Source organism: Streptomyces sp. NPDC043427, assembly GCF_056436655.1.
Genome location: NZ_JBWKCC010000014.1, coordinates 186,444 through 201,849, shown reverse-complemented (window position 1 = coordinate 201,849; position 15,406 = coordinate 186,444). Strand labels below are relative to the sequence as shown.

Here is a 15,406-nt window from a genome sequence, read left to right as displayed (position 1 = left end):
TGGTCATCTCGCGACATGCCGTACGAGGCCGCCGGGCGTGGCCAGCGCCGCCCGGTGGGGCCGCGTGGGGACCGGCGCGCGACCCCGGCGGGGACTACGCTTCACCAGTGATGGACAACCCCGTACCGCCCCGTGCCGCCGGCCCCGGGCCCCGCCGTCGTGATCGCCACGGCCGGGGCATGCGCGGGCCGATCGCGCCGCCGCAGGTGCCGCTCGCCGCGAGCCGTGCCGAGGTGTTCGCGGACCTGGTGCAGGACTCCGTGGAGCGCCTGGAGCGACGGTGGCCGCAGCTGGCCGACATCGATTTCCTGGTGCTCGAGGTGCCGCGCCTCGACGGGCCCGGCGGGCCCTGGAACGACGAAGCGGTGCCCTTGGGTGGCACGGCGCCCGCGCGGGACGGGCGCCGCGCCCGCGTGGTCGTCTACCGGCGGCCCGTCGAGATCCGCACGAAGGGGCGGGACGAGCGGGCGGCACTGGTGCACGAGGTGGTCGTGGAGCAGGTCGCCGAGCTGCTGGGGCTGACTCCGGAGACGGTGGACCCCCGCTACGGCGAGGACTGACCGGGGCCCGTACCCGCCACACCCGCGCGGAGGACTGACCCCAGGCCCGTCCGCCGCCCCGACGTCCCCTTACTTGTCCAGAACCGAGAGGTCTTGGTCCGCCTCCGGTACCGCCACAGTCCCCCGGTCGTCCGGCAGGGTCTGGACCGTGAAGCCCGGGACACCCTCCTCGGTGGCGGCCAGGGTGCGGGCCGCGTACACCGGGGCGCCCGAGACGGGCTCCACGGTGAGCGCGTACGTGCCCTTCAGGCCGCTGGGGACCGGCGGCTCGACGTCCATGGTCGTGCCGGACTTGATCGTGTACGTCTTCGACGCCGCCGTGCCGCCCTCGCTGCCCGCGGAGGCCGTGACCTTGACCTTGGCGGTGCCGGTCGGAGCGGTCAGGGAGAGCGTGGAGCCCTTGCCGCTGTTGTCGGCGGACGTCGCGCGCGTGCCGACGGGGTTCGTGGCGGGGATGAACGCCGTCTCCTGCTTGCCGCCCTTGCCGCGGACCACGCGGACGGCAGCCACGACCGGCACCGACCGGTCCGTCGGGGTCAGCACCAGCGAGCCGGCCTCCCCGCGCGTGACGTCGCCCAGGTCGACCGCGGTCGTCATACCGCCCTTGACGTGCAGCGTCTCGTTGCCGGCGGGCGTGATCAACCCGGAGGGCGAGGCGAGGCGCACCTTCAGGTCCGCGTCGGCGTCGCCCGGCGTGAAGGCGATCAGGCGCACGGACGTGGCGTCCTTCGGGATGCCCGGCAGGACCAGGCTCGCCGCCGGGTCGGTGGACGCGGGCAGCCAGTCGCCGCCGAGCTTCTCGTCCAGCGCCTGGACGGCGGCCCCGACGCGGCCGCTGCGGACGTTCACGTGCACGGTGAGGTCGTCCTGCTTGGCGTCGGTGAGCGTGGACAGCAGGACCGGCTCGCTGGAGTGCGGCTGGATCGTGATGCCCTCCCCCACCGTGGTCTGCAGGGCGCCGTCCTTGCCGTAGAGCTCGATGTCGACGACGGCGGCGGAGTCGTCCGGGTTGGTCAGGTGCACGTAGTCCGTGCGGTCGGTGGCCGTGCTGGCGCCCGGGAACCAGAACTCCGTATCGGGTGCGGTGCAGTTGACCCCCTGCAGGCCGCGGCCGGTGCCGGCGGCGACCTCGGTCGTCTCCTGGACGGTCCAGCCGGGGGCGAACTTCCCCTCGGCGGTGCCGACGAGCGCGGGCGAGTCGGCACCGGAGGCGTCCACGGTGACGGGCGTGCCGGGTGCCTTGGGAGTGAGGACCGACGTGCCCTCACCCTTGCCCTTCTCGCTCTTCTTGTCCTTCTCGCTCTTCTTGTCCTTCTTGTCCTCGACATCCTTGTCCTTGGCGGACGTGTCGCCCGTCCCGTCGCCCGACTGCTCCGTGGCGGACTCGAGTTCGGCCGTGCCGTCGCTCTCCGCGCCCTTGGTGACGGGCGTGAAGGAGGTGTACGACGTCTCGGCGAGGTCGGAGGTGCTGGGCGCCGGGCAGAGCAGGCTCGTACGTTCCACGGGCAGCTCTGCGGCCGCCTTCGCGCTGTCCGTGCCGGAGCCGGAGGCGTCCGGCGGGGTCAGCGCGGCGAATCCGGTGACGGCGGCGAGCGCGGCCACGCCGGCGAACAGGGAGATGGTCGTGCGGTTCACTGCTGGCTCCCGTCGGGGCGCTCACTGCCGTCGCCGTGCTGCTGCTGTTGCTGTTGCTGTTGCGCCGGGTCGTACGTGGGGTCGTACCCCTGGCCGTACGACGGGTCGTACGACGGGTCGTACGTCTCGTACGTCTGGTCGTACGGCGCCTGGCTCTGGCCGCCGTAGGCGTACGGGTCGTACTGGCCGCCCTGGTAGGGGTCGTAGGTCTGCGTCTGGTCGTACGTGCCCGCCGAGTACGGCTGTTGGGTGCCCTGGTACTGGTCGGCGCCGTAGCCGCCGTCCGCGGCGCCCGGGTAGCTCGCCGCGTCCCACTCACCGTACGGCTGCTGTTGGGGCACCGCCGCGACGGGCTGCTCCTGCGGAGGAGCCGGCGTCTCCTGGGCGGCCTCCTCGGCCTCCGCCTGGGCCCTCAGGCGGCGGGCGCGGCGGCCCTCGCCGGCGACGGGCTGGGCCGGGACGACCGGCTCCTCGGGGAGGTCGTCGTCGACGTCGCGGCGGCGGCCGGGCAGGGCCAGCACGACAAGGACGACGGCGAGCGCGCCCTGGGCCCACAGCCAGGCGGTGTGGCCGATCGGGTCGTCGTAGGTGACGTCCAGCTTTCCGCCGGAGGCGGGGAGTTCGAAGCCCTGGGCCCAGCCGTCGACCGTGGTGCGGGTGAGCGGCTTGCCGTCCAGGGTGGCCGTCCAGCCCTCGGCGGCGGTGTCGGCGAGCCGCAGGATCCGGCCGTCCGCGCCGCTGGGGATCGTGGTGTGGATGTCGACGGGCCCGGCGGCGACCGACTGCGGGGTGCCCGAGCCGGCGGCGGAGACGATGGCCGCGCGCGAGACCTGCTGGTCGACCCGCCACAGGGCGCCGCCGTTCTGCTCGCTGAGCCGGCGCAGTCCGGGCGTGGCGTCCAGGATGCGGGTCACCTCGCGGGGCGCGCCCTTGTGGACCAGGACGTAGCGCACAGCGAACTTGCCGAGCTGGTCGACCTGGTCGGCGCCGGAGCCGGCGACCAGGTTGGCCACGATCTTGTCGAGCTTGGCGTTCTCGCCGTCGGCGGCGGCGAGTTCCGCGTCGCCGAGGCGGGCGCCGGAGCCGCGGACCAGCATGTAGGCGACGTGGGCGGCGGAGTCGCTGTCGAGGACGAGGGTGCGGGCCTGGTCACGGTTGTTGCCGTCCTCGGCGACGAACGCGGGCACCTGGACCGGGTCGCGGCGCTCCAAGGGGTCGTCGGCGCCGCGGATCATCCAGCCGGCGGCGACGAGCAGCGGGCCCGCGGCCGAGGCGAAGGCGATCAGGACGGCGACGGGCTGGCGCCAGCCGAAGCTCTGCTCGGCCACGCGCGCGCGTGCCCCGTCGGCGCCGAGCGCGGCGGCGGCCAGGAGGGCGATGCCGTACACGAGGGTCGCGGGTCCGGCCCAGGTGGAGCCGTTGGAGAGGACGGCGAAGACGAGGCCCACCAGAGCGACGACCCAGGCCGCGACGATGCCGGCCTGCCGCTCGGAGCGCAGCAGGGCGGCGAGAGCGGCCAGGACGATGCCGATGAGCATCAGTCCGCTGACCGTGCCGGGGCCGCCGGGGCTCGCGCCGAGCAGGTCGAGGGCGGAGGCCGCCGAGGAGCCGTACTCCAGGCCGGCTTCCTTGGAGAAGCCGAACGGCAGCAGCGACAGCGACCAGGGCGCGAGGATCAGCAGCGGAGTGCCCAGCTGGGCCAGGAAGCGCAGTCCGTAGGCGGTGAGGTCGGCGCGGCGCACGGCCAGCACACCGATGCCCAGGATCAGCGCGATGGGCCACACGATCGGGGTGAACGCGGTGGTGACGGTCAGCAACAGCGCGTACGCCCAGGTGGCGCGCCAACTGCCGCGTGTGTCGTCGGCCTTGGTGAGGCCCGCGGCGGCGATGCCCGCGCGCGCGATGAGCGGCAGCAGGACGGCCAGGACGGCGGTGCCGATGCGGCCGCCCGCGAGGGCGCCGGTGGCCGCGGGCAGGAAGGCGTAGACGACGGCGGCCCACGCGCGCAGGAGGCGGGATTCGACGAGCGGGCGGGAGGCGAAGTACGCGGTGACGCCGGCGAGCGGGACCGAGCAGATCAGCAGGACCGTGACCGCGAGGCCGGTCGAGCCGAACAGCAGGGAGGCCAGCAGCGCGACGATGGCGAGGTAGGGCGGAGCGGACGGGGTGCCGCCGGCGCCGACGGGGTGCCAGGCGTCCAGGTAGCGCGACCACAGTTCGGAGGCGTCGGCCGGGGCGGGCAGCAGGGTGCCGCCCGCGAGCGCTCCGCCGCCGAGGAGGGCACGGCAGGCGGCCAGGGAGACGAGCAGCAGCACCAGGAAGAGCACGGGGCCCGGCTTGCGGGCGACACGCTTGAGCCGGGCGAACTGTTCGATCTCCAGGAAGTCGGCGTCATCGCCGCCGGGTCCGGACTCGATGGCGCCGCCGTGCCGGCCCGCGCCCGCGGCGGCCTCGGCGTCGGAGCGGCTGACGAGGTTGCCCGCGGCCTGTTCGACGGTGGCCCGCACGGTCGCGCCGGGCGGCGGGAACAGAGCCCGCAGTTCGTCCTTGTCGATGACCGGCTTACCACGTTTGCGTCGCCCGGCGATGATCCGCTCTGGCCGCAGGAGGGTCCCCAGAAGGCCGCGGATCTCGTCGACGGCCTGTCCGGGGACCTTGCCCACGAGGTAGGCGACGGTCCGCAGCAGGGTGCCGAGGACGAGGCGCAGCAGGACCCAGGGCAGGGCCGCGGTACGGGAGTTGACGAGGAGGGTGTAGGCGGCGCCGGCCTTGTCGACCTTGTGCGGGGAGGCGGTGGTGCGTCCGGCGCAGTCGACGGCGCGGCGTTCGCGGGAGGCCGCCTCGGCGTGCCGTACGACCGCGTCGGGGGCGACGAGGACGCGGCGGCCGGCGGCCTGGGCGCGCCAGCACAGGTCGACGTCGTCGCGCATCAGGGGCAGTCGGCGGTCGAAGCCGCCGAGCTGCTCGAAGACGTCACGGCGGATGAGCATGCCGGCGGTGGAGACGGACAGCACGGACCGGACGTGGTCGTGCTGTCCCTGGTCCTGTTCACGGCGGTCCAGGCCGGTCCAGCGGCGGCCGGAGTTGGCGATGGTGACGCCGACCTCCAGGAGCTGACGGCGGTCGTACCAGCCGCGCAGCTTGGGACCGACGACGGCCACGTCGTCGCGGCCCAGATCGAGTTCGTTCTCCACGACGCGCAGCAGCTCGGCGAGGGCGTCGGGCTCGGGGGCGCAGTCGTCGTGCAGCAGCCACAGCCACTGGACCGGCTCGCCGTGCGGGAGCTCCGGCATGTCGTAGGCGTCGTCGCGCCACGAACGCGTGACGGGGTCCCAGCCGCTGGGCCGCTTCAGGTAGGGCAGGTCGTCCGGGGTGAGGACCGGGGCGGTGCGGGCGGCCTCCTCGACGGCCTGGCCGAAACCGGTGCGCCGTGCGAGGTGCAGCACCTGGTCGGCGCCGAGGGCGTCGGAGAGCAGCTGGGCGGAGTCGTCCGCGCTGCCGGTGTCGGCGGCCAGGGCGAACTGGACCGGGCGCTCCTGGCCGAGCAGTCCGGCGAGCGCGTCGGGCAGCCAGCGGGCGCCGTCGTGGGAGACGAGGACCGCGGTCACCACATGACGCGGAAACTCAGGTGTGGCAGCGCCGTCTTGGCGGGCTGCCGTGTGGCTGTGCACGGACATCGAGGTACGGGCCCCGGTTCGATGGACTGCGGTGGACGCCTGTGCCACCAGGGGGCGGCGGGGCGTCTCGGACGAGCGACCACACTATCGGCTGGGCAGGACGACGGCCCGCCGCCTGTGGACAACCCACGGGCGACGGGCCGCTCGTCCTGTGGACAACCAGGGCCTGTCGTTTGGATCACGCCGCAGACGCGGGGTGATCCGAACGAGGCCCGAGCCGCGTGCGGACGCACGCCCTCCGTTCAGGACGCACGCCCTCCGTTCAGACGGCCGCCTTCTTCAGCCGCCGGCGCTCGCGCTCGGACAGACCGCCCCAGATACCGAAGCGCTCGTCGTTGGCGAGGGCGTATTCAAGACATTCGGAACGGACTTCGCAGGCGAGGCAGACCTTCTTGGCCTCGCGGGTCGAGCCGCCCTTCTCGGGGAAGAAGGACTCGGGGTCGGTCTGGGCGCACAGTGCGCGCTCCTGCCAGCCGAGTTCCTCGTCCGCGTCGTCGACCAGCAGTTGCTGCACCAGCTCGGTCATGTGCGCCCCTCGTCTGCTCTTTCGCGTCCCCGTGATGTTGCCGTTACCGTTTTCGGCTGAACGACACGAGTGAAATTACAGGTGTGCTGCTCCGGGCGAGTCAAGCCGAGATCTGCTATTGGGCCCCTTATTCACTCTGCGGAACCAGTCTGGCGCAGAAAGTGTTCAAATCGCCATAAACTCAGGCACGCAGATGAGCCCCCGAGGGGCGTCGGACCCGGAGCAGAGCCTGCACTGGGAAGGACGCCCACGAGTTCGACCCCGTTGCGCCCCGCACGCAGAAGCGAACCGGATCACAGTCGGATCACGGGACCGCAACGAGGCTTGCGCGACCGGATGGACCGCATGTGTCCCGAGGACCGCACGCACAAACCTTTCACCTTCGAGGTGAACCGGATGAGGTGAAACACGTCCCACAACCCGGGTGCCGAGTTGACAGTCGAGGTGTGAACCGATGTCCTTGTGGGCATGCTCGCGAACTTGGCACTCACCTCGACCCGCACCGCCGGGTCCCACGGTGCTGCCCGCGCTCGCTGTAGCTGTTGCTGTCCCAGCTGTTGAGCCCAACGCGCTCCGGCTGCTTTTGAGTCCACCGCGACTCGGCTGCTGTTCTCTCTGCCCCCACCAGGGTTTCCCTCCCGCCCGCGACCCGGGCGGACGGTACGCGTCCCCAGCCAGCCCCCACTCTTCCGCCGAGGAACCACCGCACCTCATGAACAGCGACAGCGACCTCCAGATCGCCGGCGACATCCTCGAAGTCCCGCACCTGCTCCAGGCCCCACGCGAGCACCCGGCCACCGTCGCCGAGTTCGTCGGCCTGGCCCGCTCCATCGCCGCCGACCGCTCCGAGTGGGAGCACCTCGTGCGCTACGACGCGACGACGCGCTGGTACCACCGGCTGCGCACCGGCCCCGGCTACGAGGTGTGGCTGCTGTCCTGGGTGCCCGGGCAGGGCAGCGGGCTGCACGACCACGGCCGCTCCTCCGGAGTGCTGACCGTGCTGGAAGGCACCCTGACCGAGCGCACCGAGCGCGGCACGCGCGCGTTGGGCGCGGGCGCGGAGCGGGTGTTCGCACCCGGGTACGCGCACGAGATGGTGAACGACGCGCTGGAGCCCGCGGTCAGCCTGCACGTCTACTACCCGGCTCTGACGGAGATGCCCATGCACGAGCCGCGGTGCTCGGCCGGCACGGCGCACGGCCCGGTCGACGCCGTGCCGACTGCCTGACGCGTTGTCGTACCCGCCTGCAAGACTGCTCCCATGCGCATTGTGGTTCTGGCAGGCGGCATCGGCGGTGCCCGCTTCCTGCGCGGTCTGAAGCAGGCCGTGCCGGACGCGGACATCACGGTCATCGGCAACACCGGGGACGACATTCACCTCTTCGGACTGAAGGTCTGCCCGGACCTCGACACGGTGATGTACACGCTCGGCGGCGGCATCAACGAGGAGCAGGGCTGGGGGCGGGCCGACGAGACCTTCCACCTGAAGGAGGAGCTCGCCGCGTACGGCGTCGGGCCCGAGTGGTTCGGACTGGGCGACCGGGACTTCGCCACGCACATCGTGCGGACGCAGATGATCGGCGCCGGGTATCCGCTGAGCGCGGTGACCGAGGCGCTGTGCGACCGGTGGAAGCCGGGGGTGCGGCTGATCCCGATGACCGACGACCGCGTGGAGACGCATGTCGCCGTCACGCTGCCCGACAGCGGCTCCGGCGCGGGCTCCGGCGAGCGCAAGGCCGTCCACTTCCAGGAGTACTGGGTGCGGTTGCGGGCCTCCGTGCCGGCCGAGGCCGTCGTGCCGGTCGGCGCCGAGCAGGCCAAGCCCGCGCCCGGCGTCCTGGAGGCCATCGCCGAGGCGGACGTCGTCCTCTTCCCGCCGTCCAACCCGGTCGTCTCCGTCGGCACCATCCTCGCCGTGCCCGGCATCAGGGAGGCCATCGCCGACGCCGGGGTGCCGGTGGTGGGCCTCTCCCCCATCGTCGGGGACGCGCCCGTGCGCGGCATGGCCGACAAGGTGCTCGCGGCGGTCGGCGTGGAGTCCACGGCCGCGGCGGTCGCCGAGCACTACGGCTCGGGGCTGCTCGACGGCTGGCTCGTCGACACGGTGGACGCGGGCGTGGTCGAGCGGATCGAGTCGGCCGGCATCCGCTGCCGGGCCGTACCGCTGATGATGACCGACATCGACGCGACCGCGCGGATGGCCCGCGAGGCGCTGGCGCTGGCCGAGGAGGTACGGGGGGCATGAGCGACGCATCCGCCGACGGCTACCGGGTCTGGGCCGTGCCGGGCCTGCCCGAGGTCGCGCCCGGCGACGACCTCGCCAAGCTGATCGCCGACGCCGCGCCCGGGCTGGTCGACGGGGACGTGCTCCTCGTCACCTCGAAGATCGTCTCCAAGGCGGAGGGTCGCCTGATCGAGGCGGCCGACCGGGAGGCCGCGATCGACGCCGAGACCGTGAGGGTCGTGGCGCGGCGCGGCCCGCTGCGGATCGTGGAGAACCGGCAGGGGCTTGTCATGGCCGCCGCCGGTGTGGATGCCTCCAACACCCCTTCCGGCACGGTGCTGTTGCTGCCCGAGGATCCTGACGCGTCCGCGCGCGCGATCCGGGACGGGCTGCGGGACGCCCTCGGCGTCGAGGTCGGCGTCGTCGTCACCGACACCTTCGGGCGCCCCTGGCGCGCAGGGCTCACCGATGTCGCGATCGGGGCGGCCGGCGTGCGGGTGCTCGACGATCTGCGCGGGGGCACGGACGCGTACGGCAACCCGCTCAGCGCGACGGTCGTGGCGACGGCGGACGAGCTGGCCGCCGCCGGTGATCTGGTGAAGGGCAAGGCCGCCGGGCTGCCCGTCGCCGTCGTGCGCGGACTGCCGCACATGGTCGTCGAGGGCGACGGCGAGGGGGCGCGGGCCATGGTGCGCGGCGCCCGCGACGACATGTTCCGCCTCGGGACGTCGGAGGCGGTACGGCTGGCGGTCACCCAGCGCCGTACGATCCGGGCGTTCACGGACGAGCCAGTCGACCCCGGAGCCGTACGACGGGCGGTCGCCGCGGCCGTGACGGCGCCGGCACCGCACCACACGACGCCATGGCGGTTCGTGCTGTTGGAGTCGGCCGGGGCGAGGACGCGGCTGCTGGACGCGATGCGGGACGCGTGGATCGCGGACCTGCGGCGGGACGGCAAGACGGAGGAGTCCATCGCCAAGCGGGTGCGGCGCGGGGACGTCCTGCGGAACGCGCCCTGTCTGGTGGTGCCGTGTCTCGTCATGGACGGGTCGCACACCTACGGGGACGCGCGGCGGGACGCGGCCGAGCGCGAGATGTTCGTGGTCGCGACGGGCGCCGGCGTGCAGAACCTCCTGGTGGCGCTGGCCGGGGAGCGGCTGGGGTCGGCGTGGGTGTCGTCGACGATGTTCTGCCGGGATGTCGTGCGGGAAGTGCTGGAGCTGCCGGAGGACTGGGATCCGATGGGCGCGGTGGCGGTCGGGCATCCGGCGGAGGAGCCGAGGGCTCGGGGGGAGCGGGATGCGGGAGCGTTCATCGCGGTGCGGTGAGAGGACATACGGTCGCTTCGTCGGCGTACGGCTGACGGGGACCGCCTAGTCTCAGTCTCGTACGGCACCCTTCGACATCCCGGGACTCACTCGTGGCAGGACGTTTCGCTCCCCGGCCCACTCGTACGACCGTGCGCGGCGGGCAGGCCGCTGTGCCCCCGGTGGTGCCGCGGCAGGCCGGTGCGCCGGAGCGGGCGCGCGGGCTGGTGCGGACGTGGGTGCCGGACGGGCCGCTCGATCTGGGGCTGGTGCTCGGGCCGCTGCGGCGTGGGCCCGGGGATCCGACGTTCCGGGCGACGCCGGACGGGTCCGTGTGGCGGACCTGCCTCACCCCTACCGGTCCCGGGACGCTGCGGGTCGTCGCGCTCGGCGGTGGGGTGCGGGGGGAGGCGTGGGGGCCCGGTGCGCAGTGGCTGCTGGAGCAGTTGCCGGAGCTGCTCGGGGCCGCCGACGATCCGTCCGTGTTCGTGCCCCGGCACCGGATCGTCGCGCTCGCTCGGCATCGGCGGCCGGGGCTGCGGTTGACGCGGAGCAGGCGGGTGCTGGAGTCGTTGATCCCGTCGATTCTTGAGCAGAAGGTCACGACCGACGAGGCGTATCGGGCGTGGCGGCTGCTCGTACGGAAGTACGGGGAACCGGCGCCCGGGCCCGCGCCCGAGCGGATGTCCGTCATGCCGGCGCCTCGGACGTGGGCGCTGATTCCGTCGTGGGAGTGGCATCGCGCCGGGGTCGACAACAAGCGGGCCTCGACGATTCTGCGGGCGGTTCGGGTGGCCGGGCGGTTGGAGGAGGCGGCCGGGATGGAGCCGGCGGCGGCTCGGGCGCGGCTGGAGCTGGTCTCCGGGATCGGGCCGTGGACGTCGGCGGAGACGGTGCAGCGCAGTCATGGGGCGGCGGACGAGGTGACCGTCGGGGATCTGCATCTGCCGGGAATCGTGGGATGGGCGTTGGCCGGGGACCGGGATGCGGATGACGCGGTGATGTTGTCGTTGCTGGAGCCGTATGCGGGGCAGCGGCATCGGGCGGCTCGGTTGGTGTTGTTGAGCGGGGTCACGCCGGCGAGGCGAGCGCCGAAGATGCGGCGGGTTGATATCGGGCAGTGGTGAGTGGGTCCGCGGTGCGGAAGGGTGTGCGCGGCCGGGGTGCATGCGGGGCGGCGTGCTGCGGCTGCCGTCGGGGCCCGCGGCGGAGTCGCTGATGGATGCGGTCGCCCCCTCCGCCCCTGCCCTTCCCGTCCCTGGGGGCTGCGCCCCCAGCCCCCTGCTTCGGCCCTGAACGGGCCTTGTCCTCAAACGCCGGACGGGCTGGGGTGCCGTGACCGGCACTGAGATGGCGGGCCGCGAGCGTGTGCCCGTCCGGCGTTCGGCCAGTGGCGGCTACTCGTCGGAGGAGAAGCGCACTGCACCCGCTGGGATTTGCGCGTCGCACCAGACTCGGGCGCCGTCCCGGAGTTCGTTGTCGGGGCCGACGACGGCGCCGTCGCCGATGACGGTGCCGGTGAGGACGGAGCGTTCGCCCACGCGGGCGCGGGTGCCGATGAGCGAGTCGGTGATGACGGCGCCGGGTTCGATGACGGCGCCGGGGAGGATCGTCGAGCCGAACACGCGCGCGCCCTCGGCGACGAACGCGCCCTCGCCGACGACCGTACCGCCCGTCAGCTTCGCGTCGGGCGCGACGGTCGCCGTAGGCAGGACCAGGCGGTCGCCGCAGCGGCCGGGAACCGCGGGGGACGGGGCGCGGCCGAGGACGAGGTCGGCGGAGCCGCGCACGAAGGCCGCCGGGGTGCCGAGGTCGAGCCAGTACGTCGAGTCGACCATGCCCTGCAGGTGCGCTCCGGCTGCCAGGAGGTCGGGGAACGTCTCGCGTTCCACCGAGACCGGGCGGCCGAGCGGGATCGTGTCGATGACAGAGCGGCGGAAGACGTAGGCGCCCGCGTTGATCTGGTCGGTGACGATCTCCTCGGGCGTCTGGGGCTTCTCCAGGAAGGCGAGGACGCGGCCGGTGTCGTCGGTGGGGACGAGGCCGTAGGCGCGCGGGTCCGTCACCTGGGTCAGGTGCAGGGAGACGTCCGCGCCCGTCGTCTCGTGGGTGTCGACGAGTCTGCGGATGTCCAGTCCCGTCAGAATGTCACCGTTGAAGATCAGGACCGGGTCGTCGGGGCCCGAGTGCAGACGGGACGCGACGTTGCGGATCGCGCCGCCCGTGCCCAGGGGCTCCTCCTCCGTGACGTACTCGATGTGGAGTCCGAGCGACGCGCCGTCGCCGAAGTACGGTTCGAAGACCTCCGCCAGATAGCTCGTCGCGAGCACGATGTGTTCCACGCCCGCCGCTCTCGCCCGCGCCAACTGGTGCGTGAGGAACGGCACCCCCGCCGCCCTGACCATGGGTTTGGGCGTGTGCACCGTGAGCGGGCGCAGCCGGGTGCCCTTGCCGCCGACCAGGAGGATCGCTTCTGTCACCTTCGTCTCTGCTTCCTGCCGGGACCGGCCGAACTGTCTTTCGACCGGCCAGTGTATGCAGACCGTTGTGTGGCGCCTTCGATGGCCGTGCGTTGTTGGTTGTCCCCCGCTGCCCGTGCCCCCGAGTCAGCGCCCCTGGTAGCGCGCCGCCGTCGAACGGGCCGCGCCGAGCTTGCCGTAGAGCTGCCTCCCTGGGCATTCCGTGGCAAAGCCGTCCCGGTGTCCGGAGATCACATGCAGTCGTACGTTCTTACCTTTTGCGTAGAGATTGCCACCGCCGGACTTCAGGTATGTCTTTCCGTTCGGATTGGCCCCGAACAGGCCCAGCTTCCACGCCGTCAGCCGGGCGACGCCCTTGACCGCTGAGGAGGACGGTTTGGAGGATCCGAACGTTCCGAGGACGGCGATGCCCATGCTGTTCGTGTTGAACCCGAGGGTGTGGGCGCCCTGGACCGGCTTCGCCACGCCCCCCGCGCGGCCCTCGTAGATGTTTCCGCACTTGTCGACGAGGAAGTTGTAGCCGATGTCGCGCCAGCCCATGCTCTTGACGTGGTAGCGGTAGATACCACGGATGAGCGAGGGCGACTGCGAACACTTGTACTTGTTGCCGGACGCCGTGTGGTGCACGAAGGCGGCCTTCACCTTCTTCGTGTAGACGAACGACCGCTCGCGCAGTGACTCGTCGGCGCCCCAGCCGCGCCGGGTGACGATGTGCGGGCGCGGGCCGATGTACGGCTTCGCGCGCTGCTGCTCCGTCAGTTCGCCGCCGGCCAGGGTGGACAGCTCCTGCTCGGTCTCCGCCTGGGTCAGCGCGGGGATGTCGGTGGCGCCGAGCGGCACGCGCAGAAGGTCGGTGTTGGTGGCGGAGGCCGCGGAGGCCTCCGCGGTCAGGGCGGCCGGGTCGTAGGGGTTGCGCAGGGGGCCGGTGCGCGGGACGTACACCGGGGCGTGGAGCGGCGGGGCGGCGGCGGCTCGCTCGCCGGTGTCGTCGGCGCCCGGGTCGACGAGTTCTAGGCGCAGGCCCGAGGGGAGGGGGGAGGCGGGGCCGGTGGCCGTGCGGGGCCCGCGGGTGTCGGTGGGCGTCTCGGTCGCGGTGGCGGTGGCGCTGTCCGCGCGGACGCGTACCTCCACGCCGTCGGAATCGCCCACCCACAGCGGTGCGGTGGCTCCGCGCACGCGGCCCGAGGTACGTTCCGCGGTGTCGGGGTCGGCGCCGTGGTCGGCGTTGTGCGTCTCCACGTCCTGCCAGTCGGACCAGGTGCCGGTGCCGGCGGCTCGGGTGCGGACCTGGACGCTGCCGTGGAGTTCCGTGGCCGGGTCGTCCCAGACGACGCCGACGAGGGAGAAGTGCCGTACGTCACGACGGGTCAGGCCCTGTTCGGTGGCGGGGCCTCGGGGGCGGGTGAGGGGGGCGAGGGGCAGCGACTGGGTGCTACCGGAGAGGTCCGGGAGCTCGGGAGCCTGGGCACGGGTGTCGGGTGCGGCGGGCGCGCCGGGGACGGTTGCCGCGTCCGCGGCCGGCGCCGCGGGGGTCGCGGCGGCGGGCGGGGTCAGCGGCAGGGCGAGGGCGGCCGCGCAGGTGACACCGATCGAAGAAGCAAGCAATCCATGCATGCTCCCGATCCTGGACATATCTAATTATTTCTGTCCATTGGGGAGCTGACGGGCTGTCGGGGGCCGTTCGTCCGATCCGGTGGTGGAGTGGTGGGGTGGTGGTGGGCCCGGCGGTGGGTGGGAAGGTGTGTCGGCGCGTACGCTTGCGCGGGTGAACGCCACTGATCGCACCCCTGCCGACCTGCTGCGTTCCGCGCTCGCCGCGGACCCCGCGCGGCCCTTGGTGACCTTCTACGACGACGCCACGGGCGAACGGGTCGAATTGTCCGTGGCCACCTTCGCCAATTGGGTGGCCAAGACCGCGAACCTCCTTCAGGACGAGCTGTCCGCGGAACCCGGCGACCGGGTCGCGCTGTTGCTGCCCGCGCACTGGCAGACGGCGGTGTGGTTGCTGGCGTGTTCGTCGGTGGGGGTCGTCGCGGATGTGGGCGGGGACGCCGGGCGGGCCGACTTCGTCGTCGCCGGGCCCGGGGAGTTCGAGGCGGGGCTGGCGTGCGGGGGTGAGCGGTACGCGCTGTCCCTGGCGCCCTTGGGGCGGCGGTTCGTGCCGGCTCCTCCCGAGGGGTACGCCGACTATGCCGTGGACGTGCCGAGCCACGGGGACCGGTTCGCGCCGTACGCGCCGGTGGATCCGGAGGCTCCCGCGCTGATCGTGGCCGGGCGGGAGTTCAGCGGGGCGGAGATCGTGGAGCGGGCGTCCGCGGAGGCGCCGGGGGTCGGGCTCACCGGGCCGGGGGCCCGGGTGCTGTCGGCGCTGCCGTACGACACGTGGGAGGGGCTGGCCGCGGGGTTGTACGCACCGTTGGCGACCGGGGGGTCCGTGGTGTTGTGCCGGCATCTGGAGATGCTGGACGAGGAGGCGGTGGCCAAGCGGATCGAGAGCGAGAGGGTTACGGCCACGGCGCGGTAGCCCTTCGGGGGGCGGGGCCTACGGGGGTGCCGGCGCCGTTTCGCTGTCCGGCGCCCGGTGCCGATGCGTTCGTCGGGGTGGGTCGCGCAGCCCGGCGCTGACGGGGCACCGCCCGCGCCCACCCGTGCCGCCCCAGCGGCACGACTGCCCGCGGGAGGAACGGCGCGGTGAGGCGCGGCGCGCCCACGGGAGGGACGACATCTCAAGCGGCCCAGCACCCAGCCGACCTCCTCCGCCCGCCCCAGCGGCGCGACTGACCACGCGAGGGAAGCCCGGTTGAGCGCCGCACACGCCCGCAGGCGCGACCACATCGCAAGCGCCCCAGCCTCCACCCGGCCCCCTCCACCCCGCCCCAGCGGCGCGACTGACCACGAGAGGGAAGCCCGGTTGAGCGCCGCGCGCCCGCGGGCGGGACGGCGTGGGCTGGCGCCGCGCATGACCGCGGGCGGGGCGGCGCCGTTGAGCGCCGTGCG

11 protein-coding genes are annotated in these 15,406 nt (G+C 73.2%); 6 read left to right on the top strand and 5 right to left on the bottom strand.

Annotated elements, in window-relative coordinates; all coding sequences use genetic code 11:
• Positions 1 to 110 precede the first annotated feature (110 nt).
• The gene (locus AC067M_RS23245; RefSeq protein ID WP_478698939.1) at positions 111 to 560 is read left to right on the top strand and encodes a metallopeptidase family protein; all 450 of its coding nucleotides are present in this window, start codon (positions 111 to 113) and stop codon (positions 558 to 560) included.
• Between the two features lie 69 nt (positions 561 to 629).
• Here AC067M_RS23245 and AC067M_RS23240 read toward each other — a convergent pair whose 3' ends face one another.
• From AC067M_RS23240 to AC067M_RS23230, 3 genes are all read right to left on the bottom strand, one after another.
• Positions 630 to 2,195: a DUF5719 family protein gene (locus tag AC067M_RS23240; RefSeq protein WP_478698919.1), complete on the bottom strand. Its 1,566-nt coding sequence runs from the start codon at positions 2,193 to 2,195 to the stop codon at positions 630 to 632.
• Positions 2,192 to 5,872 carry a glycosyltransferase family 2 protein gene (locus AC067M_RS23235; protein ID WP_478698918.1) on the bottom strand — a complete coding sequence of 1,227 codons (3,681 nt, stop codon included), beginning with the start codon at positions 5,870 to 5,872 and terminating at the stop codon, positions 2,192 to 2,194. The genes AC067M_RS23240 and AC067M_RS23235 overlap by 4 nt, the downstream gene beginning before the upstream one ends.
• Positions 5,873 to 6,134: 262 nt before the next feature.
• Positions 6,135 to 6,398, bottom strand: coding sequence for a WhiB family transcriptional regulator (locus tag AC067M_RS23230; protein ID WP_003975777.1), 264 nt, complete (start codon positions 6,396 to 6,398; stop codon positions 6,135 to 6,137).
• Positions 6,399 to 7,110: 712 nt separating this feature from the next.
• Here AC067M_RS23230 and AC067M_RS23225 point away from each other — a divergent pair.
• From AC067M_RS23225 to AC067M_RS23210, 4 genes are all read left to right on the top strand, one after another.
• Positions 7,111 to 7,626: a cysteine dioxygenase gene (locus AC067M_RS23225; protein ID WP_478698917.1), complete on the top strand. Its 516-nt coding sequence runs from the start codon at positions 7,111 to 7,113 to the stop codon at positions 7,624 to 7,626.
• Between the two features lie 33 nt (positions 7,627 to 7,659).
• Positions 7,660 to 8,643, top strand: coding sequence for a 2-phospho-L-lactate transferase (gene cofD, locus AC067M_RS23220; RefSeq protein WP_478698916.1), 984 nt, complete (start codon positions 7,660 to 7,662; stop codon positions 8,641 to 8,643).
• Positions 8,640 to 9,950, top strand: a complete 1,311-nt coding sequence (locus AC067M_RS23215) for a coenzyme F420-0:L-glutamate ligase (RefSeq protein ID WP_478698915.1) — start codon at positions 8,640 to 8,642, stop codon at positions 9,948 to 9,950. The genes cofD and AC067M_RS23215 overlap by 4 nt, the downstream gene beginning before the upstream one ends.
• A gap of 92 nt (positions 9,951 to 10,042) precedes the next feature.
• Positions 10,043 to 11,056 (top strand): DNA-3-methyladenine glycosylase family protein, encoded by a 1,014-nt coding sequence (locus AC067M_RS23210; protein ID WP_478698914.1) that lies wholly within the window; start codon positions 10,043 to 10,045, stop codon positions 11,054 to 11,056.
• A gap of 270 nt (positions 11,057 to 11,326) precedes the next feature.
• Here AC067M_RS23210 and manB read toward each other — a convergent pair whose 3' ends face one another.
• Entirely contained in the window at positions 11,327 to 12,409 is a 1,083-nt protein-coding gene (manB, locus tag AC067M_RS23205) for a mannose-1-phosphate guanylyltransferase (RefSeq protein ID WP_478698913.1), read from the bottom strand.
• A 126-nt stretch (positions 12,410 to 12,535) separates the two neighbouring features.
• Complete coding sequence (locus tag AC067M_RS23200; RefSeq protein ID WP_478698912.1) at positions 12,536 to 14,023, bottom strand: peptidoglycan recognition protein family protein; 1,488 nt, start codon at positions 14,021 to 14,023, stop codon at positions 12,536 to 12,538.
• Between the two features lie 151 nt (positions 14,024 to 14,174).
• Here AC067M_RS23200 and AC067M_RS23195 point away from each other — a divergent pair, with 151 nt between their 5' ends.
• Complete coding sequence (locus AC067M_RS23195) at positions 14,175 to 14,933, top strand: TIGR03089 family protein (protein WP_478698911.1); 759 nt, start codon at positions 14,175 to 14,177, stop codon at positions 14,931 to 14,933.
• The last annotated feature ends 473 nt before the right edge of the window (positions 14,934 to 15,406 follow it).